This is a genomic window from Aquicoccus sp. SU-CL01552, assembly GCF_040365005.1.
Taxonomy (GTDB): Bacteria; Pseudomonadota; Alphaproteobacteria; order Rhodobacterales; family Rhodobacteraceae; genus Antarcticimicrobium.
Window position 1 is genome coordinate 24860 of record NZ_BAABWV010000006.1, and the last position, 22380, is coordinate 47239.

Below are 22380 nucleotides of genomic sequence, written 5' to 3' on the forward strand. Positions count from 1 at the left end.
GATCGGAGCATCTTTACGGTCTTAGACCGGCGCAGATGCCCATCCTTCTCCGACGCAGCAATCGCGCGGTAAGCTCGGGGAAGGGTGATTGTCAGGCTGGCCTCGTCCCTTCTTCCGGAAAGATCAGACGCCCAGAGTTCATGAGGCAACTGACGCGGCACGGCTTTCTTGCCAGCTTGCATCTTCTCCAATCTCCTGCTCACGCGATGCCTGAAAATGATCTCTGAAAATTGAATATATTATGTAATAACATAACACAATAGGCAGCGAGGCATTCTGATTGCAGAACTGAAAACGACAGTCCAATGCAGGCCGCAAAGACCTTGTGGCACACGCAGCGCGTCAAGCGAGTGGTCAGGGAATGTCTCGGCAATGGTGCAACCTACCTTGTTTCGGTTCGCGAGACGATTTGCTCCGATCCGGACTGTGCTGGACCGGCGACAGAGATCCGGATACCCGAACCGTGATCCTCGCGGGGTTCTGGAGGACCTGATCGCGCGGCATGGCGGCAAGGGGAAATGGTTCGCCGCGGCCAAGACCGCCGGATATCTCGACATCGCGCTGGACTGCGCTTCGGATCCCGAGGCGGTCTCGGCAACCCTGACCCCGGCCGCACCGGATTTCCCCGACAGGGATCCCGCCTTCGCAGCCCAGGTGGCGCTCCACGCCATCTCGCACCCACTCTACGGTCGCGGTTTCGGCGCCAATCCGCTCCATATCGACGAAGTGATCGACCACGTCATGGCTTCCAGCCGGCAGATTAACAGAACCACATGGGCCATGGCTGAGATAAAACAAATGGCCGACCGGCTTGCAGGTGATGATTTCATGTCCAGACGCCGTCGGATCATGCTTTCGGAAATCGAAGCGACAGCCAGAGGCGACTGCGCCTGAGGGAAGAAACGGCATGAAACGGATCGAAATCACTCGGGCAGCCAGCCGTCGCGGCATATGCAGATCGGGCGGGAAACGGGCGTTCGCTGCACGCGCATGATTCCCTATACCATGGGTGTGAAGCGGACGTTGGTTCTGGTCGCATCTAATTTGGGCCTGTCCGTCGCCAGATTATGGGCCAGTCCGGGAACTCGCATGTGGTCCCGAGCAATCGGGCGGCGGACGATATCTAATCTTCCTCGAGTTGTTTGTCAGAGCACCTTGACATCGCCGTAAATCTTGCGGAGGTGCTCGTCCGACATGTCGAGGATAGGCTCATACATGAAGGAGTTCAGGTGGATATTCTCCGGGGTCATGAGGACCACTCGATCCATGGTCGGGATTGCGGCGTCACTGGGAAAATCCTTGCGGAAGCGTTTCAGAAGCTCCGTCGTCTGATTTCCGGTTATCTCACCCGGCAGCTTGGGGTCGTTGATACGTCCGAGCATGTACTGCTCTGCACGTAGACGCGTAGCGACCGAGAGGACGATTTTGTTCTCGAAGTTGGCGGCATCGCCGTCTTGCAGGCAGCCGTCGGCCTCCTGATAGACCAGGTCGAGCACGGTGTCCGCCGAGGGAGCAGCATTCGCTGGCGGCGCGCCAAAAATCCTCTGATAGATGTCGAAGAGGTCTCTGTCCTGAATGGCCGCTGTGCCATCCTTGATATGGAGCAGAGAGGTCAGCGTCGCGTAATCAGGATCGTCTTCGCCCTTCGTGAACTCCACCAGATTTCTCATGAAAGGTATTGAGGCAATCCGCTTTCTCGGTTCGCTCCCAAAATGAACCTTCCAGTCGTTGACGAAAATATTCTTGATCCCGACGGCCTTGTTGATCTCGATGCCTCCTTCTTTCCTCGCGACCATGAAGCACGACTTGTAGTTGACGAAGCGGCTCTGAATTGTCCTGAAGAAATCGAAGTTGTGGGTGAGGATGACCTGCCGGAATTTATCGTCCTCCGCGATGTCCTTGAGATACTGGATGATCGCATACTTGTTCTTGTAGTCGAACGAGTCCGCAACGTCGTCGACGATGATCAATGTTCGCTGCCCCGCCTTCCGCCGCGCCTCAATCTCGAAGATAATGTTTAGGATGTAGAACGCTCTGCGCTCTCCGGTGCTGAGGACATCAAGTAGCGCGTCCCTTTCGACATCCTTCCGGTCACCTCCTTCCTTAAAAGTAAAGCCCAGCTTCGGGATCTTGTCCTCGTTGAGCACCATGGAGACGAAATTCTTCACCTTGAGCTCGAATGGGACGAAGAAGCGTTCATTGAAGATCTCGATGACCTCTTGCCATGCCGTCCGCTCATTTCGGGCAGCTTCCTCGATCTCCTTTCTCCTTTCCGCCGCGGCACGAATCTCCTTCACCAGTTGATCGAAGGCGTCTCGATGCTTCACGAAGTAGCTCTTCCAGACCTGCTCCTTGAAGTCTGCGACGTTCGCCAAGGCGGGGAGGATATCTTCATGGTCAGTTACGAATGAGTTGAACTCCCTGACATTGGCGTTCTTGTGAAGAAGTTTCTCGACCGCGTCGAACTTTTTGCGCAGATCGGCATCTGACGTGATGCCCTCTTTCTCGCTCTTGACCAGCTCCTCCAACTGCTTTTTCGCCGTGATTTCGATCTTCTCTCCGGCGTTTAGGCTCACGCTGTGTGCCGCATCGAAGAAACCGTTGTCAGAGAGGGCTTTCGCGATCACGCCGGCGTTGTAGTAGGTGAACGTCCCGCGCTTGAAATACTGCGACTGGTCGATCAGTTCGTTGAAGCGCTTGATGTAATCCTCGAGCGCCTCCCGCACCTGCTCCTTCTGGAGCATCTCGACGACCTTTGGGTCGAAAACGAGATCGTATGGGATTTCGGCAAAGGGAGCCTCCGACTGCTCGGCTACTTCCCCGGCGACGCGATTGATCGCCAGGAGGAACTGTTCGGGGGTCTTGGTGAAGGTTGACGAGATCTCGGCGGCGAGGTCCTTCTTTGACCCTGACTGATCCTTCAGCGCAGAGAGAAGCGTTTTCTTCGCAGCCTCGATGCCTTCGTTGAGTTTCTCATGCTCTTTTCGAAGAGCTGCGTTCACGAGGAGGGTGGAGGTCTTTTCGCTGCTTCCGAAATCCTCATCGTAGGGCCGAATAATTAGCACAGATTCCGGATCAAGTTCGGCGTCATTCTCATCGAGCACCGATCGTTTCGTAGGACGGTGCGGGAACATCCGATCAGACGACTTTTTCTTGTCGGCGATGTCTTGGAAAGTTCTCGCAAGCGACGATTTCATGGCGCCGTTTGGCGCGTATAGAGCTACGGCGTTGCATTTCCTGAAGTCGAAGGAGTGCTCCAGCTTCCGAATTCCGTAGCAATACTCGAGATCAAGCTTGAGCGCTTGCATGAATAGTTCCATCCCTGTTTTTGAGGATGTTGTAGCGCGCGCCTTGGCGATCAGCAAATGGTTCGGTCCTGCTGTGTGTGGATTAGACCCATACAGGGCGCCTTCTTGGGAGAGTGGCATCATGGGGAATCAGCAGATCTACTGCCTTTCGGGTCCCTACATGTAGTGGCAGCAATGGCCGCCCCGCTGGTTTTTGGGTTAAAAAATCTCATCCAGCGCATATATTGTGGTGGATTTCATCAGTTTTGGTGTCGAGGGAGATCACATGCGCATTCTCCATACGGCCGATCTTCACCTCGGGCATAGCTTGAACGGTTGGGATCGGGAGGATGAACACAGGTCCTGGTTTGACGCGCTCGCCGACATCGTCGATCGGGAAGAGGTCGACCTCGTACTCATCGCAGGCGATATCTATGACAACACGAACCCGTCGGGCGAAATTCAGGCGCTCTTCTATCAAGGCCTTATGGCGCTGCGCGCGCGCCGGCCCGGCATTTGCATCGTGGTAAGCGGCGGCAACCACGATCCGGTCCGCCGCCTCGAGGCCCCGTCCGTCCTTATGAAAGTGCACGACATTCGTGTAATCGGCGCAGTGCGCCGCAGGGCCGGCACGCCCTGCGCGGAAACGGGGCAAACCCTGCCAGGCGAAATCGACCTTGATCACCACCTCGTTGCCGTTCGGGGCGCGGATGGAGAGGTCGCCCTTTACGTGCTTGCGGTGCCCTTTCTGAGGGCGTCGGACCTGCCGGGGCTTTCCTTCGACGATACCGTGTCCTCATCCGAAAGCCCGATCGTGGCTGCCGCCCGCCGTTTCTTCGAGGAAATTTCCGCGTCGGCCGTCGCGCGCATGGACGCGCTCGGGCATTCCAAGCTGCCGCTCGTTATGACTGCGCATCTGCACTGCGCAGGTGGGCTCGAGAGCGAAGGCGCGGAACGTCGGATTATGATCGGCGGCAGCCACGCCCTGCCGCCCGACGTCTTTCCCCAAGAGATCTCCTATGTCGCCTTGGGGCACCTGCACCGGCCGCAGACCTTGTCCGGCGACCGCGTGCGATACAGCGGATCCTGCTTTCCGCTCTCCGCTTCCGAGATCGGATATGACCACGGCGTAACGATCCTTGATCTCGCAGAAGGCGCCCTGAGCCACCGCCATCTCTCCGTTCCTCGGCCCGTTCCGATCCTCCGCATTCCGGCCACAGGCAGCAGTGCGACGGCTATAGGCATCGAGGATCTCGACGACGAGCTCGACGAGGTATTGGAGAAGAACCCATTCGAGGCCGACACGCCCATCGGTCTGAGACCCTTGATCTATCTTGAAATGAAAGCCACGGATGCAGCGTCTGTCATCATGACCGAGGCCACGGGCCTCGTGAAAGCCCGGGGCCTGAGGCTCGCGGGCATCCGCGTGCGCAGAGAGACGGATGCCGCGAATCCGACCGCGGGAAAGGCGGTCGCTTTCACCCAGAGCCTTCGAGAGACGACGCCCGAGGCCCTCTTTGCCCCGGCTTTCCGAAAGAAGCACGGAATCGACCCGGAAGACCGCCACCTGGCCGTCTTTCGCGAGTCAGTGGTAGACCAGGAAACTTGAGCAGCAGGCCCCAGGACATGGATATTCTCTCGATCAAGGGCGAGAACATCGCGAGCTTGGCAAAGCCGTTCGAGATCGATCTCGAACAGGGCGACCTCGCAGGCTGCGGCCTCTTTGCGATCACCGGTAACACCGGTGCCGGGAAATCGAGCCTACTCGATGCCATTTGTCTCGCGCTCTATGGGAACTGCCCGCGCCTTGGTGCTTCCGGCGTCCGGGACACGGTGCCGGATGCATCCGGCGATGCGATCCAGTCCGACGATCCGCGGACCCTTCTTCGGCGGGGCGCGGCGGCAGGCCATGCCATTGTCCGGTTCCGTGGCAAGGACGGCGTCGACTACGAAGCGAGCTGGTCGGTGCGTCGCGCCTATGGAAGACCCACGGGTAACCTTCAGGCCGTAGACAGGTCGATCACGCGCCTATCGGACGGGCAGGTGCTGGAAAACCAACTCCGTCGCGTGAATGAGCGCGTAGTCGAACTCACCGGCCTCACCTACGAGGAGTTTCGCCGATCCGTGCTGTTGGCCCAGGGCGACTTCGACAGCTTCCTGAGCGCCAGGACAAGCGAGCGCGCCGCGATCCTCGAAAAGGTCACCGGGACGGGCCTCTATCGGGAAATCTCTCGCCGCGTCTATGCCGGCTCCCAGGCTGCAGAGCGGGCCGTGGAAGACCTCGCGATCAAGTTCGGCGAACACACTGTCTTGGGAGAGGAGCGGAAGGCAGAGATAGCCGAACGGCAGGGAATTCTCGCCACGCTTCGCAAGGATACGAGGGCGGCTCTCAAGAGGATCCAGGCCGATCTCGACCACTACGCGAAGCTCGATTCGGCGAAACAGAAGCTCTCCGAAGCAATGGGCGAGAAGGAGCAGGCCCAGAAAGCTTGGCAGCACGCTGAGGCAGATCGTGCTCACCTCGCACGGTTGCGCAAGGCAGCCAGCATTCGCGCGGAGTTCACCGAGGAGCGCGATGCGCGCGCCACGCAGAAGCAGGCCCAGGAGGCGCTCGACTCACTCAAGGAGCACCTGAACACGGCAAACGAGGCCGAAGCGCAATTGCGACAGGCCCGAACGGACGCGCAGACCGAGGTTGACAGGCTCGAGAACCGGTTCAAAGAGTTCGGTCCGATCTGGTCCGAAGCCGAACGTCTCGATGCCAACATCACGACCGAAGAAGAAGAGCACAAGAGAGCCATAGCTGATGTCGAGACGTGCCGGGGTCAACTGAACACGGCCGAGCAGGCGGCTGCGGAGAAGCGCGCCACACGCGACCGGATCCTCGAAGTTATCGAGACCCGCCAGGCGACGATCGACGCGGAAACGGCCGGCCAGGTATTCGAGACGCTATGGGACGTGCTACATGACCGGCTCGGACGGCGGATCAAATGTGCAGCGACCGCGGTGCAAACAGCGACACGGATCTCGGGCATCGAGAAGGACATCGAGAGCAAGCAGAAGCGGCTGCTCGAAATCGATAAGCTGCTCTCCGAGCATGGAGCGAAGAAAACCGGTTTCGAGGCGACTCGCACCGAAAAGGAAAGAGCGCGTAGCGCGCTTGCTGCACGCGATCCGGCGGGCCGCCTGACCCGGCTCATAACCTCCGAGGCCGGCATCCGGAACCTGCAGCAGACGGCCCAGTCGCATGCCACAGAAAGCGCGAAACTGAAGACGCATGACGACGGAAGGAAGAGAGCCGAAGAGGACTTAGCCCAAGCCGAGCTGGACCGGAAGATAGCGCAGGCCGCCCATGCAGATGCGGAAACCCGCATCCGGACCTTGGAGGTGCCCGTGGAGATGGCCGAGGCGGCGATCTCGACCGAGGCCCGCAGCCTGCGCCGGCATCTCGTTGACGGAGAGCCCTGTCCCGTGTGCCAGTCGACGCACCACCCCGTGCATGACGACGAACTAACGGCCGAGCTTGCACGCAGTCTGCGGGAGGATCTCGAACAGGCACGTCGCGACCGAAACATGCATTCCGGGATCGTAGTCACGAAAACGGCCTTCATCGAGGAGATGAAAGCGCGCCTCGAGGCCATTACCGGCGAGCGCGAGGCGCTCGAGGGGCGCATCGCGGGCCTCGTCAGCGACTACGCGGAGACGGCGCGCATGGAGGCGGACGGGCCGGTCGCGGAGCATGTGCCGCAGGTCATCGACGGCGATGTTTCACCGGTCGTGGCCTCTCTGGTCGCACTGCGCGAAAGGATGGGGCAGTGGAGGGCAGCGCTCGAGGGCGAGCGTGATCGCCTGAGCGGCCTCGAGCGCGAGATCGAGGAGCTTCGCATTCAGATCCAAGCTGAGGAGACCAGGATCGGCGAGCTGCGCGAGGAGCGCGCCCAGGTGTCCAACGGTATAGCGCCGCAGGAGAAGATCCTGGCAAAGCTGAACGGGGATCGCGAGACCGCAGAGAGCGATCTTCGCGGAATCGATGCAGAGCTCGACAGTCGCATCGGCGATCCGGCAGAGCGCGGCCTGCCGAGCTGGGACGCGTTCGGCACGGCAGGCGCGGAAATGCTGACACAGCTCGAAGTGCGCCGCGCGACCCACATGGCGAATACCGATACGATCCGGAATGCAGAGATCCGCCTCGCAGATCTTCGCGCCAAGATCGGGGTTGATGAGGCCGCCGAGAAAGCCGCCCGGGAGACCCTCCGCAATGCGGAGAAAAAGGAGCGCGACCGCAGGAAGCGGCTCGAAGAAATGCGTCGGGATCGCGGAAGGCTCCTCGACGGCCAGCCGACGGGCACCCACCGGACTGCGTTCAACGCCAGCCGTCGGGCGGCGATCGCGGAACGCGATCGGATCGCGGGCGAATACACCGAGGCGGCGCAGAAGAAGTCGGGACTCGAGGCCCGAAAGCAGTCCGCCCAGACTGCGCTCGAAACGGCCGGAACCCGGCTTGGAAAGGCCACGGATGCGCTGCGCGCGGCCAGCGCCCAGATCGAGATCCCCGTCGAAGAACTGGCATCCCTGCTTTCGTATGGGGACACCGACATCGCGGCCCTGGCCGAAATCCTGCGGGACGTTGAGACACGCATGATCCAAGCGGAAAAGGCTGCGGAAACCCGCGCCCGGGATCTCGAGGAGCTCGACGAGAGCCACAGCCCTGAAGAACCTCACGAGACGCTCGAAGAGCGCAAGGCGCAGTTCTCCGCGCAGGACGAAACCCATGCGCAGGAGGAAGCTTCCCTATCGACTGAACTCGCGCTCGATGCAGAGGCACACCGAAAGCAGGCCGAGATCGTCGCGGAACTCGAGAAAGCCAAGCAAATCCATGAGACCTGGGCAGCCGTGAACGACGCTGTGGGCTCGTCGAGCGGTGACCGGTTCAGCCAGATCGCACAGGAAGTGACGCTCGCGATCCTCGTCGAGCAGGCCAACCATCACCTTGCGGAGATCAAGCCGCGCTATCGCTTGGCCCTGGGCGAAGGGAACCTTTCGATCCACGTCGTGGACGAGGACATGGCCGGCGAGATCCGCTCGACGAGAAGCCTCTCGGGCGGCGAACGCTTCCTCGTTTCCCTTGCGCTCGCGCTGGCCCTGTCCTCGGTCGGCGGCGCCGGCACGATCTCCGGCACGCTATTCATCGACGAAGGGTTCGGGACGCTCGACACCGACAGCCTGGAACTTGCCATCGACGCGCTGGAGGCGCTTCAGGCGCAAGGCCGCACCGTAGGTGTGATCAGCCACGTGCAGGCCATGAAGGACCGTATCCCCATTCAGATTCAGATCCTCGCACAAGGCGACGGGTCGAGCGAGGTCGTCATCGCCGCGGCTTAATCCCGCGTGACACGGTCGGCATGGCGTATCCAATCCAATCCCCGTTTCGAAACGGGGATGGAACCGCAGCGCCGCCGACGGAGCGCTACGCCTCCGCATAGAGCGATCCCTGCGTGCTGTTGACCTTGGCGGGCACCTCCGTGCCGCGTTCACGACGAATGGCAGTTTCGGGAAGCCGCGCCGCTGCAACCAGCTTTGTCACGAGTGGCTGGTTTGGGCCGGTCGCGACGGTTGAACGTGCCAGGCATCCGCGGCTTTGCGAAACCCCTCCATGCGCATCGCGCCCCTTGGCCCCCTGCGCCGCGAACGGCCACTCAAGCCCCCTCGCCGACATCCCGAAGCATATCCAGGTGAGCTGCGCATTTCGGTGCTGATCCCACAAAAAACATGAATCTGTTTCGCCTCCGCGCCAGTCGGCCAATGTCAGTCGTGAACACCAGCGCACCAGCCATATCCAACTGAAGAAAGGAACCACTCCCACTCCTCTGCAAGTCTCCGCTCGCCTCCATGATGTGCAAAACCCGGCGGCTGAAGATGACATGACCCTCCGATCTCTTCCTGACCCTTCGGGACGAAACCCGAAGTTTCTCATCAATCAGGAGGCAACATGTTTCACGCAACGATCATCCCCAGCCCCGAAGCCGGCAACAGGCCCGTCGGAGAGATCGCGCTTCGGTCTTTCTGGGAAACCCACAACGAGGCGCTCGGCCATGCCGCGGCCCTGATCGCCGGGCAGCGCGGCACTCGGCTTGTCGGCGAGATCCGCGAGGCGCTGGCCCAACCCGGGCCCGCCACGCGCCGTCTGTGCCGGCATCTTGTCGAACTCCGGGACCTGCTGTTTCTCGAAAATTTGCAGGACGAGCCCTTTGAAGAAACCGCCTTGTTCGATCGGCTTAGCCCCAGCGACCCGATCGTCCCCGAGATCTGCCTTCTCGCAGATGGCCTCAACGCGGTGCTGCAAGAGGCCGACCTGAGGGGTGCGGCAGACCTCCATCTGGCGTGAGGCCTGGTCCGCGCCGTTCAGATGCAACGGCGCGGGTATACGCCTGGTCTCAAGATTTTTTTCAGGCAATCAGATTTTCTTCTTCGTCTGCACGGGATCGAGCCCATGTAGAAATCACCAGCACAAGCCAGCACGACACAGACCAGAGAAACAGACAGAGGAGCTTGCCAGACCCAGAATCACGCCCCCCGCACTCCCGGCACCGCCCCCCATTTGACACCAGCGAGAAACGTGCGGCCACCGCCGCAGGCTGGATGTCGGGAGATCCCAAAATGCTCATCACCACGACACCCGTCACCGAAGAGGCCGATGCGGGTTGCGAGGCGGCCTTCACCGCCCTCGACTTCTACCGCCGGCACGGCGCCGGGCTCTGCGATCTTCTCGGCCTGCTGGCCGACGAGATCGCCTTCGACTCGCTCTGCGACCTGCACGGCCAGTTCGACTCCGCGCTTCCCAACGTATCCCTTGTCTTGGGGGCGTTTCAGACCATCCACGCCGCCCTTGCGGCCCGGACCACCATGGACTTCCAGGAGCTGAGCATCCGAAAGGGGTATTGCGTCGATGCCGCCGTAAGGTGGTATGGCGCGCGCATCAGCGAGCTTCTTGCCGCGTTCAGATAAAGCCTTCGATATCCTTGCATGAGCCGCGGTCAGCCCGACCGCGGCTTTTTTGTGCTCTACACCGACCCTCATGCATCGGGCAAACGGACGGGCCCCTACACAGGTATCGGACATCGTCCTCCCGTGTTCCCGTTCCACCTGGTGCCAGAATTGCGCCAGCCCCGGCGGATCGGCGAGCATGGCGCGTGCCACTGATGCCGGATCATGGATTCGACGCCATTCGATCCCGTCTGCAAGGCTGCTTGCCGCAATCAGTCGTTCCGCCGAGAAATCCGACAAAAATCCTGATGCCGTTTTGCGCGCAACGCCAACAGACCTACTTCTCTGGTAGAGATTCAAACCGCCCGGACATCGGCTCGGAAAAAACCGCCGAAATCCGGGCTAATTCGATCAATGGGCTTCATTTGATTGCGAAATGGCCATTTCAACCCCGCCGATGGCCATTAATTGGTAGTCAGAACAATAACATAATAGAACACCCACGGATCAACCGCATTTCGAATACCCGCAGCTGGCGCAGGTCATGCAGCCTTCGATCATCCGCATCTCGTACTGGCCGCAAGACGGACAGGCCTTGCCGCGCGGGGTGTCGAGGTTGACGACCTCTGCCTGAGGGTCGGTTTTCAGGCCCATGCCCTCGCCCTCGATGAAGCCGATGGCGATCATGTGGCGCTCGATCACGCCACCGATGGCGGCCAGGATCGAGGGGATGTACTTGCCCTGCACCCAGGCACCGCCGCGCGGGTCGAACACGGCCTTGAGCTCCTCGACCACGAAACTCACGTCGCCGCCGCGCCGGAACACCGCCGAGATCATCCGGGTCAGCGCCAGCGTCCAGGCGTAATGCTCCATGTTCTTGGAGTTGATGAACACCTCGAACGGGCGGCGGTGGCCGTTGAAGACGATATCGTTGATGGTCAGGTAGATGGCGTGTTCGCTGTCGGGCCATTTCAGCTTGTAGGTATTGCCCTCCAGCGCCTGCGGCCGGTCCAGCGGCTCGGACATATAGACCACCTCGGCGCCCGGCTCGGTCTCGCCCGCGCCTTGGGCGGCGGCTTCTCCGGGGGCGGCGTCGGTCGTTTCGCTCACGCTCAACACGCTGCCCGTCACATCATTGGGCCGGTAGGTGGTGCAGCCTTTGCAGCCGGTCTCATAGGCCTGCATGTAGACATCCTTGAAGGCGTCAAAGGAAATGTCCTCGGGGCAGTTGATGGTCTTGGAGATCGAGCTGTCGATCCATTTCTGCGCCGCCGCCTGCATCCGCACGTGATCCTGCGGCGCCAGTGTCTGGGCGTTGACGAAATAATCCGGCAGTTCCCTGTCCCCGAACTTGTCGCGCCACATCTGCACCGCGTAATCGACCACCTCTTCCTCGGTGCGCGAGCCGTCCTTTTGCAGCACCTTGCGGGTGTAGGCATAGGCGAACACCGGCTCGATCCCGCTGGAGACATTGCCCGCGTACAGGCTGATGGTGCCGGTCGGCGCGATCGAGGTCAGCAGCGCGTTGCGGATGCCATGTTCGGCAATCGCCGCGCGCACGTCCTCGTCCATCTGCTGCAGCGCGCCGGAGGCAAGGTATTTCTCGGCGTCGAACAGCGGAAAGGCGCCCTTTTCCTTGGCCAGCTCGACCGAGGACAGATAGGAGGCCCGCGCGATGGCGTGCAGCCAATCCTCGGTCTGCCGTGCGGCCTCTTCGCTGCCATAGCGCAGCCCCAGCATCAACAGGGCGTCGGCCAGCCCGGTCACCCCCAGCCCGATGCGCCGCTTGGCCTGCGCCTCGGCGGCCTGTTCGGGCAGCGGGAATTTCGAGGCATCGACCACGTTGTCCATCATCCGCACCGCGGTGGCGACCAACTCTGACAGGGCCTCTTGATCCAGAGCGGCGCCGTCCCCGAACGGGTCGGTGACCAGCCGGGCGAGGTTGATCGAGCCCAGCAGGCAGGCGCCATAGGGCGGCAGGGGCTGTTCGCCACAGGGGTTGGTGGCGGCGATCTGCTCGCAATAGGCGAGGTTGTTCATCTTGTTGATGCGGTCGATAAAGATCACGCCCGGCTCGGCGTAATCATAGGTGGCGCGCATGATCTTGTTCCACAGGTCGCGCGCCTGCACCGTGTGATAGACCTTGTCGCCGAACTTCAACTCCCACGGGCCGTCGGCCTTGACCGCCTCCATGAAGGGATCGGTGACCAGGACCGACATGTTGAAATTGCGCAACCGCGCCGGATCCGACTTGGCCGAGATGAACTGTTCCACGTCCGGGTGATCGCATCGCATCGTCGCCATCATCGCCCCCCGGCGCGACCCGGCCGACATGATGGTGCGGCACATCGCATCCCAGACATCCATGAACGACAGCGGTCCCGAGGCATCGGCGGCCACCCCGGCAACGGCGGCACCACGGGGCCGGATGGTCGAGAAATCATAGCCGATTCCCCCCCCCTGCTGCATGGTCAGCGCGGCCTCTTTCAGCATGTCGAAGATGCCGCCCATGGTATCGGGAACCGTGCCCATGACGAAACAGTTGAACAGCGTCACCTCGCGCGCTGTGCCGGCGCCGGCGGTGATGCGCCCGGCGGGCAGGTACTTGAAATCCTCCAGCGCGTTGAAGAATCGCTCTTCCCACAGTTCCGGCTCCTTCTCGACCCGGGCCAGGTCGCGGGCGATGCGCCGCCAGCTGTCCTCGACAGTCTGGTCGATCGGCGTGCCGTCTGCGGACTTGAAGCGGTACTTCATATCCCAGATCTGCTCGGCAATGGGGGCGGCGAAACGGGTCATCTTGGCGATCCTTGGCAGAGGATTGGTGTTGCGGAATGGACATCCTAGATACACCACAACCTCGGCCGACCACAACAAGTCACAGCCACCGATCCCGACAAAATAGCACAAGAGTTTGCAGTCCCTGTCGCAAGCCCTACAATATGAGCTTCTGAGCAAGGGGGCGACTCGGGTGGGTGCGACCGTGAATCTGATCAAGCTGTGCGTCGGCGCCGAGGGGGTGCAGGACCTTGTCGACTGGCAACGCAACCCTCGCGCGCACGGACCCGACGGGCTACCGCGGCATGTCACCCGGATGTGGCCCAAGCGCGCCGATGAATTGCTCGATGGCGGCTCGCTCTACTGGGTGTTCAAGGGACAGGTTCTGGCCCGGCAACGCATTTTACGGTTGGACGAGGTCGACAACGGCGACGGCATCAAACGCTGCGGCATCGTGCTCGATCCCGAGGTGGTGATGACCCGCGCCGCGACCCGGCGTCCGTTCCAGGGCTGGCGCTATCTCAAGCCCGAGGATGCCCCCGCCGACCTGCCGGCCGGCCGCGCGCAGGAAGATGCCCTGCCCGAGGATCTGGATCGCGCCTTGGCCGAAATCGGGGTGCTCTGAGCCGCGCACCATCTCTGCACCGGCATGAAGACCCCGGCACCGAGGCCGGGGGGACAGGACAATGGCATCCTCTCGGTTATCATCCCGGACTTGATCCGGGATCGTTCGACCAGACTTAACCGTCGATTCGCTCCAGCAGCGCCTTCAGCGCCGCCTTCTCCGCTGCGTCGCACTGGGCCACCCGGCTGCGCCACAGCGTCGCCTGGCTGCGCAGCACCAGGCCGTCGCCGAGGATCTTCAGGTGATTGGCCCGCAGCGTCTCGCCGGTCGAGGTGATGTCGGCGATCGCCTCGGCGGTCTCGTTCTTGACGGTGCCCTCGGTGGCGCCCTGGCTGTCGACCAGCTGGTAATCGGCGACACCGGCATCGGTCAGGAAATCGCGCACCAGCCGGTGATACTTGGTCGCGATCCGCAACCGGAACCCGTGGCGCGCGCGGAACCCCGCCGCCGCCGCGTCCAGATCGTCCAAAGTGTCCACATCGACCCAACATGCGGGCACCGCGAGGATCAGGTCGGCCTGGCCAAAGCCCAGCGGCGCGACCTCTTCGACCTGCTGTTCCCAGCGTGGCAGCTTTTCGTGCACCAGGTCGGTGCCGGTAACGCCCAGGTGAATCCGCCCGGCAGCCAGTTCCCGCGGGATCTCTCCCGCCGACAGCAGCACCAGCGACACCCCTTCGATCCCCTCGACCGCGCCGGAATACTCCCGGTCGGACCCGGTCCGGCTCAACCGGATGCCGTGCTTCTCGAACCAGTCAAAGGTCTTTTCCATCAGCCGCCCCTTAGAGGGCACGCCCAGCTTCACAGTCATTGCGCCGCCTCCTCGAGCGTCAGCATCAGGCCGGGGCGCAACACGCCGCCCACCGCCGGGATCTCGGCGCCGTCGCCCAGCGCCCGGGTCAGCGCGTCATAACGCCCGCCGGTCGCCACCGGCGGCAGGTCGGCGCGCGTCGCGGCGTTGAACCCGAAGACGAACCCGTCGTAATACTCCATCGAGGTGCGGCCATAGCTGGCCTCGAACTCCAGCGTCTCGACCTCGACCCCGCGCGCGGCCAGTGCGGCGATCCGCGCCTCCAACTGGTCCAGCGCCGGGGTGATCTGCGGCAGGTCCACCGCCACGTCCCGCAACCGTTCCAACGCAAAGGGCAGCGTCTCGCGCACCGCCAGCAGGCTTTCCAGCGCGGTCATCTCGCGTTCCGAGATCTTCGGCGCGGCGGCATCGAACCGCAGCGCCTCGATCCGCGCCTCGATATCGGCACGGCTGCGCAGCCCGATCTGCGGCCCGGCCTCGGCCATCGGGTCGGCAGCCGCCAGCAGCGCGGTCCGGGTCGCGGGCATCCGCGCGCGCCCCGAATAGCGATCCAGCAACACGCGGAACCGGCGCGGGCGCCAGATATGCCGCATCAGTGCCGCCTTGCGCGCCTCGGTGGTCTCCAGCCCGGCCACCGCCGCCATAAGGATACCGATATCGCCGGTGGCCGCGCGCAACGGCAACCCCGACAGCGCCCCGGCGATCCGGGTGAACACCTCGGCATCCGCCGCCGCCGGATCGGTGCGGTCGAATACCTCGTATCCCACCTGGATATACTCATTGTCGCGGTCCGGGTCGTGCTCTTGGCGGCGGAACACCTCGCCGGAATAGGTATAGCGCGCCGGCTCGGCGCCATGGTGCATGTGCATCTGCACCACCGGCACGGTAAAGTCGGGGCGCAGCATCAGCTCGCCCCGCAGCGCGTCCGAGGTCATGTAGGCCCGGCCGCGGATATCCTCGCCGTAAAGATCCAGCAGCGTCTCGGCCGGTTGCAGCACCGGGGTCTCGACCGGGCGTGCCCCCGCCTGCTCGAAATAGCTGCGCAGCCCGGCGGCGCGGGCCAGGATGCGGGCGCGGCGGGGCATCAGCCCTGCCCGCCGTCTTGACTGCCCCGGATCTCGCGCACCTTGGCGACCAGATCGCCGCGCGGCACCTCGAACTGGCTCGGGCGTTCCTTCCATTCCTCCAGCGTCGCGTTCTCGGCAATCTTGGCGCCCAGGATCAAATCCTTGATCTGGACCACGCCGCGCTCCTTCTCGTCGCCGCCCTCGATCACCGCGACCGGGGAGTGGCGGCGGTCGGCGTATTTCAGCTGGTTGCCGAAGTTCTTGGGGTTACCCAGATAGACCTCGGCGCGGATACCGGCGTTGCGCAGCTCGGCCACCATCGCCTGGTAATCCGCCATCCGGTCGCGGTCCATCACGGTGACCACCACCGGGCCCTGTTCGTGGGCGGTGATCCGACCCTTTTCCCGCAGCGCTGCCAGCAGCCGGTCCACCCCGATGGAGACACCCGTCGCCGGAACCGCCTGCCCGGTGAAACGCTTGACCAAGTCGTCATAGCGCCCGCCACCGGCGACCGATCCGAACTGCCGCTTGCGGCCCTTCTCGTCGAAGATCTCGAAGGTCAACTCGGCCTCGTAGACCGGCCCGGTATAGTACCCCAGCCCGCGCACGACCGAGGGGTCGATCACGATCCGGTCGGGGCCATAGCCCTGCGCAGCGAGCAGATCTGCGATCTGCTCCAACTCGCCCACGCCCTCGGCGCCCATCGCGCTCTCGCCCACGGCGGCGCGCAGGTTGGCCAGCGTCTCGGCCGCATCGGCGCCCTTGGAGGTAAGAAAGGCGACCACCGGCTCGGCCTGCGCCTCGGTCAGCCCGACCCCGTCGATATAGGCACCAGAGGCATCCAGCCGCCCCTTGCCCAGCAATTCGCGCACACCAGCCTCGCCGACCTTGTCGAATTTGTCGATGGTGCGCAGCACGTCGGCCGCCTGCCCCTCGTTGGCCACGCCCATCGCCTCCAGCACGCCGTTCAGAACCTTGCGGTTGTTGATCCGGATCAGGTAATCGCCGCGCGGCATCCCGACCGCCTCCAGCGTGTCGGCGAGCATGGCGCAGATCTCGGCATCGGCGGCCATCGCGCCGCTGCCGACGGTATCGGCGTCGCATTGATAGAACTGGCGATAGCGCCCCGGCCCCGGCTTCTCGTTGCGCCAGACCGGCCCCATCGCATAGCGGCGATAGGGCGTCGGCAGATCGTTGCGGTGCTGGGCATAGACCCGCGCCAGCGGGGCGGTCAGGTCATAGCGCAGCGCCAGCCAGTCGCCCTTGTCCTCTTCGCCGCCCTCCTGCCAGGCGAAGACACCCTCGTTGGGGCGGTCGACATCGGGCAGGAACTTGCCCAGCGCCTCGACCGTCTCCACCGCGCTGCTTTCCAGCGCGTCAAAGCCGTAGCGATGGTAAACCCCGGCGATCTGGCGCAGCATCTCGCTGCGCTGGGTCACCTCGGCGCCGAAATAGTCGCGGAAGCCCTTTGGCGTCTCGGCCTTGGGGCGGGGCTGTTTCTTGGGCTTGGCCATCGCGGGGCTCCTGCTCGCTCACGTGTCGCGGCGCGGTCTATCCCATGCCCCCCCGGGGGGCAAGGCGCGCGCCGCCCACGGCTTCTTCTCTTCGAAAAATACTCCCGCCGGAGGCTGCGGATTTTCACCGAAAATCCGCAATGCGGCGCGCCAACTGGGCGGCAGGCTCAAAGCGACGAGAAATCCCCGCCGCGCCCCTTGCCGCCGGCAAACCGCGCCGCGCCGGCCCGCCCCTCTTCGACGAACAGCGCCGCCGAGGCCCATTCGCGGCGCAGCGCGGCGGCCAGATCGGCGGGCGGCATCCGGGCCGAGAGGTGGTCGGCGCGCAGGCATCCCTGCGGGAACCGGGTCAGATCGCGGGCCAACGCCTGTGCCGCGGCCAGCGCCCCGTCCTGCGGCACCACCCGGTCGGCAAAGCCCATCGCCTGCGCCTCCTGCGCGCCCATCGGTCGCCCGGTCAGGATCAGGTCGTTGGCCCGCCCCTGCCCCAGCAGGCGCGGCAGGCGAACGGTACCGCCGTCGATCAGCGGCACGCCCCAGCGGCGGCAGAACACGCCGGTGTTCGCCCCCTCGGCCATCACCCGCAAGTCGCACCACGCCGCCAGTTCCATGCCACCCGCCACCGCGTGCCCCTCGATCGCCGCGATCACCGGCTTGCCCAGCATCAACCGCGACGGCCCCATCGGCCCCGGGCGCGGATCGCCCATCGGATCGGACCACTCGCCCGGGATGTCGAGACGCGCGATCCAATCATCGGCGGCACCGGACCCCGCCGCCTTGAGGTCGAACCCGGCACAGAACGCCCCGCCCGTGCCGGTCAGCACCGCGACCGCAAGATCGGGGTCGGCATCAAAGTCCAGGAACGCCGCGTAAAGCGCCTGCGCGGTCTCCGGGTTCACCGCGTTGCGCGCGGCGGGTCGGTCGATGGCGATGGTGCGCACCGCCCCCTCGGTTTCGATCCGGATGGTCATGGTCTCACTCCTCCCTCTTGCCCGTCAGCCTGACGCGCCGCCGGCTCGGCTGACAAGGTCGCGCGCCGCGTGACGTTGCGCCGCGCGCCGCGTGGGCCTATCTGGTCGGGAAAGGAGAACGCGATGCAGCAGATCGAAGAACGGCTGGCCCACCTGACCCGCACCGTCGAGGACCTGAGCGATGTCGTCGCCCGCCAGCAGGATGAGATTGACCGGCTGACCCGCCGGGTCGAGATGTTGATGCAGCGCGAAGCCAGCCGCGAGGCCGAGGGCACCGGCGGCGTGGTGCTGGGCGACGAACGCCCCCCGCATTACTGAGCGAGGGCTGCCTTCCTTGGCAAGCGCCCTCCCCTGTCATCCCCGCGAAAGCGGGGAGCTGATCACTTGGACACAGCGACGAAAAAGATCCCCGTTTTCGCTGGGATGACAGGCATTCTTTCGCAGGGATGACAGGCCGTCAAACCTGCGCGGCCTACATCTCTTCCACGTCGAGCACGCCATCCAGGCTCTTCAACGCGCCCTTGATCTGCGGGTTGATCGCGAACTCGGCGCCCAGGTCCATCTCCACCTCGCCCGGCAGCGCGGGATCCAGCAGGCACAGTTGCACCGGTCCCTTGGCCGCCCCGCGCGCCGCCTTGGCGGCCTCCTCCAGGATCGTCGCCACGGTGGTCACGGCGCTCGAGTTCTCCACGAAGATCTTGAGCCCCGCCGTCCCCGCCTGCGCCACCGCCGCATCGACCGGCGCGACGCCCCGGCCCAACAGCTTGAGCTGGTCGCTCTCCATCGTCGCCTCGACCGTCATCACCACCTTTGATCCGGTCTCCAGCGAGTCGCGCGATTTCTCCAGCGCCTCGGAGAACAGCGTCACCTCATAGGCGCCGGTGGGATCGCTCAATTGCACGAAGGCAAAGCGGTTGCCGCGCGCCGACTTGCGCTCCTGCCGGGAGGACACCACGCCGGCAAGCTTGGCCACCAGCGGCCCGTTGCCGGCCTTGGCCGTCACCTCGTCCAGCGTCAGCACACCCCGGCGCTTGAGCGGCACCATGTAATCGTCCAGCGGGTGCCCCGACAGGTAGAACCCCACCGCCTTGAACTCCTCGGCCAGCCGCTCGGCGGGCAGCCAGTCGGGCACCGGGCTCAGGCGCGGCTCGGGCAGGTCCTCGCCCGCCTCGCCGAACAGGGAGACCTGCGCGCTGGCCTTCTGCTCGTGGATCGCCGCCGAATAGGCGACCAGCGCATCAAGGCTGTCGAACACCCGGCGCCGGTTGCGGTCAAGCTGGTCGAATGCACCGGCCCGCGCCAGCATCTCCATTGGGCGCTTGCCGATCTTCTTCAGGTCCACCCGTCGGGCGAAGTCGTAAAGCGTGGCAAAGGGCCGGTCCTGACCGTCGGCGCGGCGGCCCTCGACCACCAGCCGCATCGCCTCGACGCCAACGTTCTTGAGCGCACCGAGCCCATAGACCAGCTCGCCATTCACCACGTTGAAGGTGGCCTCCGAGCGGTTCACGCAGGGCGGCACCCAGGGCAGCTTGAGTCCCTTGCGCACCTCTTCGAAATAGACCGCCAGCTTGTCGGTGAGGTGGATATCGCAGTTCATCACCCCGGCCATGAACTCGACCGGGTGGTTCGCCTTCAACCAGGCGGTCTGGTACGAGACCACCGCATAGGCCGCCGCGTGCGACTTGTTGAACCCATAGTTGGCGAATTTCTCCAACAGGTCGAAGACCTCGGTCGCCTTCTTGTTGTCGACGCCGTTCTTCTTGGCACCTTCGACGAACTTGGGGCGTTCCGCATCCATCGCCTCCTTGATCTTCTTGCCCATCGCCCGGCGCAGCAGGTCGGCGCCGCCCAGCGAATAGCCCGCCATCACCTGGGCGATCTGCATCACCTGTTCCTGGTAGACGATGATGCCCTGCGTCTCTTCCAGGATATGGTCGATCGTGGGATGCACGGATTCGATCTCGCGCTGGCCGTTCTTGACCTCGCAATAGGTCGGGATGTTCTCCATCGGGCCGGGCCGGTAGAGCGCGACCAGCGCCACGATATCCTCGATGCAGTTGGGCTTCATGCGCTTGAGCGCATCCATCATCCCCGAACTTTCCACCTGGAACACCGCCACCGTCTTGGCGCGGGCGTAGAGGCTGTAGGTCTTCTCGTCGTCCAGCGGGATGGCGTTGATCTGGTTCTCGGCCCCCTTGGCGGGCTCGTAAAGCTGGGTGCCGTCAGCCGCCACATGCAGCGGCCGGCCCGATTTCAGGATCTGGTCCAGCGCGTTCTGGATCACCGTGAGGGTCTTCAGCCCGAGAAAGTCGAACTTCACCAAGCCGGCCTGTTCCACCCATTTCATGTTGAACTGGGTCGCCGGCATGTCCGAGCGCGGGTCCTGGTACAGCGGCACCAGCTCGTCCAGCGGCCGGTCACCGATCACCACCCCGGCGGCGTGGGTCGAGGCGTTGCGCAACAGCCCCTCGACCTGCTGCCCATAATCCAGCAGGCGGGCGACCACCTCTTCCTCGTCCGCCGCCTCGCGCAGGCGCGGCTCGTCCTGCAGCGCCTTCTCGATGCTGACCGGCTTGACCCCCTCGACCGGGATCATCTTCGACAGCCGGTCGACCTGGCCGTAGGGCATCTGCAGCACCCGGCCGATATCGCGCACCGCCGCCTTGGACAGAAGCGCGCCGAAGGTGATGATCTGGCCGACCTTGTCGCGGCCGTATTTCTGCTGAACGTAGTGGATCGTCTCTTCGCGCCGGTCCATGCAGAAGTCGATGTCGAAGTCGGGCATCGAGACCCGCTCGGGGTTCAGGAACCGTTCGAACAGCAGGCTGTAGCGCAGAGGGTCGAGGTCGGTGATGGTCAGCGCATAGGCGACAAGGCTGCCCGCGCCCGACCCCCGCCCCGGCCCGACGGGAATGTTGTTGTCCTTGGACCACTTGATGAAATCGGCCACGATCAGGAAGTAGCCGGGAAACCCCATCCCTTCGATGATCTCCATCTCGAAGGCGAGGCGCTTTTCATATTCCTCGACCGGGGCCGCGTGCGGGATCACCGCCAGCCGGGCCGCCAGCCCCTCCTTGGCCTGGCGGCGCAGCTCCTCGACCTCGTCATCGGCGAACTTGGGCAGGATCGGCGCCCGCTTGTAGGTCATGAAGGCACAGCGCCGGGCGATCTCGACGGTGTTCTCCACCGCCTCGGGCAGGTCAGCGAAGAGCGTGATCATCTCTTGCGGCGACTTGAAGTAATGCTGCGGCGTCAGGCGGCGACGCGGGTCGGCCTGGTCAACATAGGCGCCCTCACTGATGCAGAGCAGCGCGTCATGCGCCTCGTACATTTCGGGGTTCGGAAAGTACACATCGTTGGTCGCCACCAGCGGGATGTTCATCTCATAGGCCATCTCGACGAAGCCGCGCTCGGTCAGCCGCTCGGCCTTGGGCGCACCATCCTCGCCGGGGTGGCGTTGCAGCTCGACATACAGCCGGTCGCCGTAAAGGCGGTGCAGACGGGTCATCAGCGCCAGGGCCTCGTCGCCACGCCCCTGTTGCAGCAATTGCCCTACCGGCCCCTCCGGCCCGCCGGACAGACAGATCAACCCCTCGCCGTGGCGCTCCAATTCCTCCACCAGCACATGCGGGTCCTGACCGTCGCCGCGCAGGTAGAGGCAGGAGTTCAGCTTCATCAGGTTCTCGTAGCCGCGCTCGCTCTGCGCCAGCAGCACCAGCGCCCCCGTCGCCAGCGCCTGCACCCGAGCACTGGGCTGCGCCACGTCGCCGTCATAGGCCAGATCGACCTGGCACCCGACGATGGGCTGGATGCCCGCGCCCGAGAGCGTAACGGAAAACTCCAGCGCCGCGAACATGTTGTTGGTGTCGGTCAGGGCGACGGCCGGCATCTCGTGGGTCTGGCACAGACCCGAAAGCTTTTTCAGCCGCACGGCCCCCTCCAGAAGAGAGTACTCGGTATGGGTGCGGAGATGGATGAATCGGGGGGTGCTGCTCATGCCGGCAGGCTATCTTGCCGGCGCGGGCAGGGAAAGACGCCGGCGACAACGATCTGGCCGGAACCGGTATTCGCTGAGAAAATGGGCGCGATTAATCGGAAAATATTGAAAGAGCTTCAGGCGCCCAATGCGCCGAAATTCACATCAACTTATTGAAATCATTGCAATATTAGATAGCGAACACCGATCGCAACAAAATGCCGCAGCCAAACCGCGCCCCCGGCGCGCCATGGTTTCCCTTGCGTCGAAGCCGGGCCTCTCCCTAACCTTGGTCAACAAGGACAAGGCCCGCCTGTTTTTTACGTCGCATCGAAGACAGGCACATCAGGGCTCAACGGGGTAAGGCGACCGG

The 22380-nt window shown here is 63.7% G+C and carries 14 protein-coding genes; 7 read left to right on the plus strand and 7 right to left on the minus strand.

Annotated features, from left to right (window positions below):
- Window positions 1–372 precede the first annotated feature (372 nt).
- On the plus strand, window positions 373–894 hold the full coding sequence (locus ABWV23_RS08445; protein ID WP_353346932.1) for a hypothetical protein: 522 nt from the start codon (window positions 373–375) through the stop codon (window positions 892–894).
- Between the two features lie 251 nt (window positions 895–1145).
- On the opposite strand, the gene ABWV23_RS08450 is transcribed toward ABWV23_RS08445, so the two are convergent.
- Entirely contained in the window at window positions 1146–3308 is a 2163-nt protein-coding gene (locus ABWV23_RS08450) for an AAA family ATPase (RefSeq protein WP_353346934.1), read from the minus strand.
- A gap of 226 nt (window positions 3309–3534) precedes the next feature.
- On the opposite strand from ABWV23_RS08450, the gene ABWV23_RS08455 reads away from it, so the two are divergent.
- The 4 genes from ABWV23_RS08455 (at window position 3535) to ABWV23_RS08470 (ending at window position 10292) form a co-directional block, all read left to right on the plus strand.
- Window positions 3535–4896 (plus strand): metallophosphoesterase family protein, encoded by a 1362-nt coding sequence (locus ABWV23_RS08455; RefSeq protein ID WP_353346936.1) that lies wholly within the window; start codon window positions 3535–3537, stop codon window positions 4894–4896.
- 17 nt (window positions 4897–4913) lie between these two features.
- On the plus strand, window positions 4914–8669 hold the full coding sequence (locus ABWV23_RS08460) for an AAA family ATPase (protein WP_353346938.1): 3756 nt from the start codon (window positions 4914–4916) through the stop codon (window positions 8667–8669).
- A gap of 607 nt (window positions 8670–9276) precedes the next feature.
- Complete coding sequence (locus ABWV23_RS08465; RefSeq protein ID WP_353346940.1) at window positions 9277–9672, plus strand: hypothetical protein; 396 nt, start codon at window positions 9277–9279, stop codon at window positions 9670–9672.
- A gap of 272 nt (window positions 9673–9944) precedes the next feature.
- On the plus strand, window positions 9945–10292 hold the full coding sequence (locus tag ABWV23_RS08470) for a hypothetical protein (protein ID WP_353346942.1): 348 nt from the start codon (window positions 9945–9947) through the stop codon (window positions 10290–10292).
- A 486-nt stretch (window positions 10293–10778) separates the two neighbouring features.
- On the opposite strand, the gene ABWV23_RS08475 is transcribed toward ABWV23_RS08470, so the two are convergent.
- On the minus strand, window positions 10779–13067 hold the full coding sequence (locus tag ABWV23_RS08475) for an adenosylcobalamin-dependent ribonucleoside-diphosphate reductase (RefSeq protein ID WP_353346944.1): 2289 nt from the start codon (window positions 13065–13067) through the stop codon (window positions 10779–10781).
- A 172-nt stretch (window positions 13068–13239) separates the two neighbouring features.
- Between ABWV23_RS08475 and ABWV23_RS08480 the strand changes: the two genes are divergently transcribed.
- Window positions 13240–13671 carry a DUF1489 family protein gene (locus tag ABWV23_RS08480; protein WP_353346946.1) on the plus strand — a complete coding sequence of 144 codons (432 nt, stop codon included), beginning with the start codon at window positions 13240–13242 and terminating at the stop codon, window positions 13669–13671.
- Window positions 13672–13786: 115 nt separating this feature from the next.
- Here ABWV23_RS08480 and hisG read toward each other — a convergent pair whose 3' ends face one another.
- From hisG to ABWV23_RS08500, 4 genes are all read right to left on the minus strand, one after another.
- Window positions 13787–14479, minus strand: coding sequence for an ATP phosphoribosyltransferase (gene hisG / locus ABWV23_RS08485; protein ID WP_353346948.1), 693 nt, complete (start codon window positions 14477–14479; stop codon window positions 13787–13789).
- Window positions 14476–15564, minus strand: a complete 1089-nt coding sequence (locus ABWV23_RS08490) for an ATP phosphoribosyltransferase regulatory subunit (RefSeq protein ID WP_353346950.1) — start codon at window positions 15562–15564, stop codon at window positions 14476–14478. Before ABWV23_RS08490 ends, hisG begins: the two co-directional genes overlap by 4 nt.
- Window positions 15564–17060, minus strand: a complete 1497-nt coding sequence (gene hisS, locus ABWV23_RS08495; protein WP_353346952.1) for a histidine--tRNA ligase — start codon at window positions 17058–17060, stop codon at window positions 15564–15566. The genes ABWV23_RS08490 and hisS overlap by 1 nt, the downstream gene beginning before the upstream one ends.
- Before the next feature lie 167 nt (window positions 17061–17227).
- Complete coding sequence (locus ABWV23_RS08500; protein ID WP_353346954.1) at window positions 17228–18031, minus strand: crotonase/enoyl-CoA hydratase family protein; 804 nt, start codon at window positions 18029–18031, stop codon at window positions 17228–17230.
- Window positions 18032–18154: 123 nt separating this feature from the next.
- Here ABWV23_RS08500 and ABWV23_RS08505 point away from each other — a divergent pair, with 123 nt between their 5' ends.
- Window positions 18155–18349 (plus strand): SlyX family protein, encoded by a 195-nt coding sequence (locus ABWV23_RS08505; protein ID WP_353346956.1) that lies wholly within the window; start codon window positions 18155–18157, stop codon window positions 18347–18349.
- 154 nt (window positions 18350–18503) lie between these two features.
- Here the strand turns inward: ABWV23_RS08505 and dnaE are convergent, their stop codons facing one another.
- A complete protein-coding gene (dnaE, locus tag ABWV23_RS08510; protein ID WP_353346958.1) occupies window positions 18504–22028 on the minus strand; it encodes a DNA polymerase III subunit alpha in 3525 nt (1174 codons plus the stop codon).
- Window positions 22029–22380: the final 352 nt, after the last annotated feature.

Coding starts and splice junctions, on each gene's coding strand:
- ABWV23_RS08445 (WP_353346932.1), top strand. CDS start 373: ATGGTGCAACCTACCTTGTTTCGGTTCGCGAGACGATTTGCTCCGATC.
- ABWV23_RS08450 (WP_353346934.1), bottom strand. CDS start 3,308: ATGCAAGCGCTCAAGCTTGATCTCGAGTATTGCTACGGAATTCGGAAG.
- ABWV23_RS08460 (WP_353346938.1), top strand. CDS start 4,914: ATGGATATTCTCTCGATCAAGGGCGAGAACATCGCGAGCTTGGCAAAG.
- ABWV23_RS08465 (WP_353346940.1), top strand. CDS start 9,277: ATGTTTCACGCAACGATCATCCCCAGCCCCGAAGCCGGCAACAGGCCC.
- ABWV23_RS08470 (WP_353346942.1), top strand. CDS start 9,945: ATGCTCATCACCACGACACCCGTCACCGAAGAGGCCGATGCGGGTTGC.
- ABWV23_RS08475 (WP_353346944.1), bottom strand. CDS start 13,067: ATGACCCGTTTCGCCGCCCCCATTGCCGAGCAGATCTGGGATATGAAG.
- hisG (WP_353346948.1), bottom strand. CDS start 14,479: ATGACTGTGAAGCTGGGCGTGCCCTCTAAGGGGCGGCTGATGGAAAAG.
- ABWV23_RS08490 (WP_353346950.1), bottom strand. CDS start 15,564: ATGCCCCGCCGCGCCCGCATCCTGGCCCGCGCCGCCGGGCTGCGCAGC.
- hisS (WP_353346952.1), bottom strand. CDS start 17,060: ATGGCCAAGCCCAAGAAACAGCCCCGCCCCAAGGCCGAGACGCCAAAG.
- ABWV23_RS08500 (WP_353346954.1), bottom strand. CDS start 18,031: ATGACCATCCGGATCGAAACCGAGGGGGCGGTGCGCACCATCGCCATC.
- ABWV23_RS08505 (WP_353346956.1), top strand. CDS start 18,155: ATGCAGCAGATCGAAGAACGGCTGGCCCACCTGACCCGCACCGTCGAG.
- dnaE (WP_353346958.1), bottom strand. CDS start 22,028: ATGAGCAGCACCCCCCGATTCATCCATCTCCGCACCCATACCGAGTAC.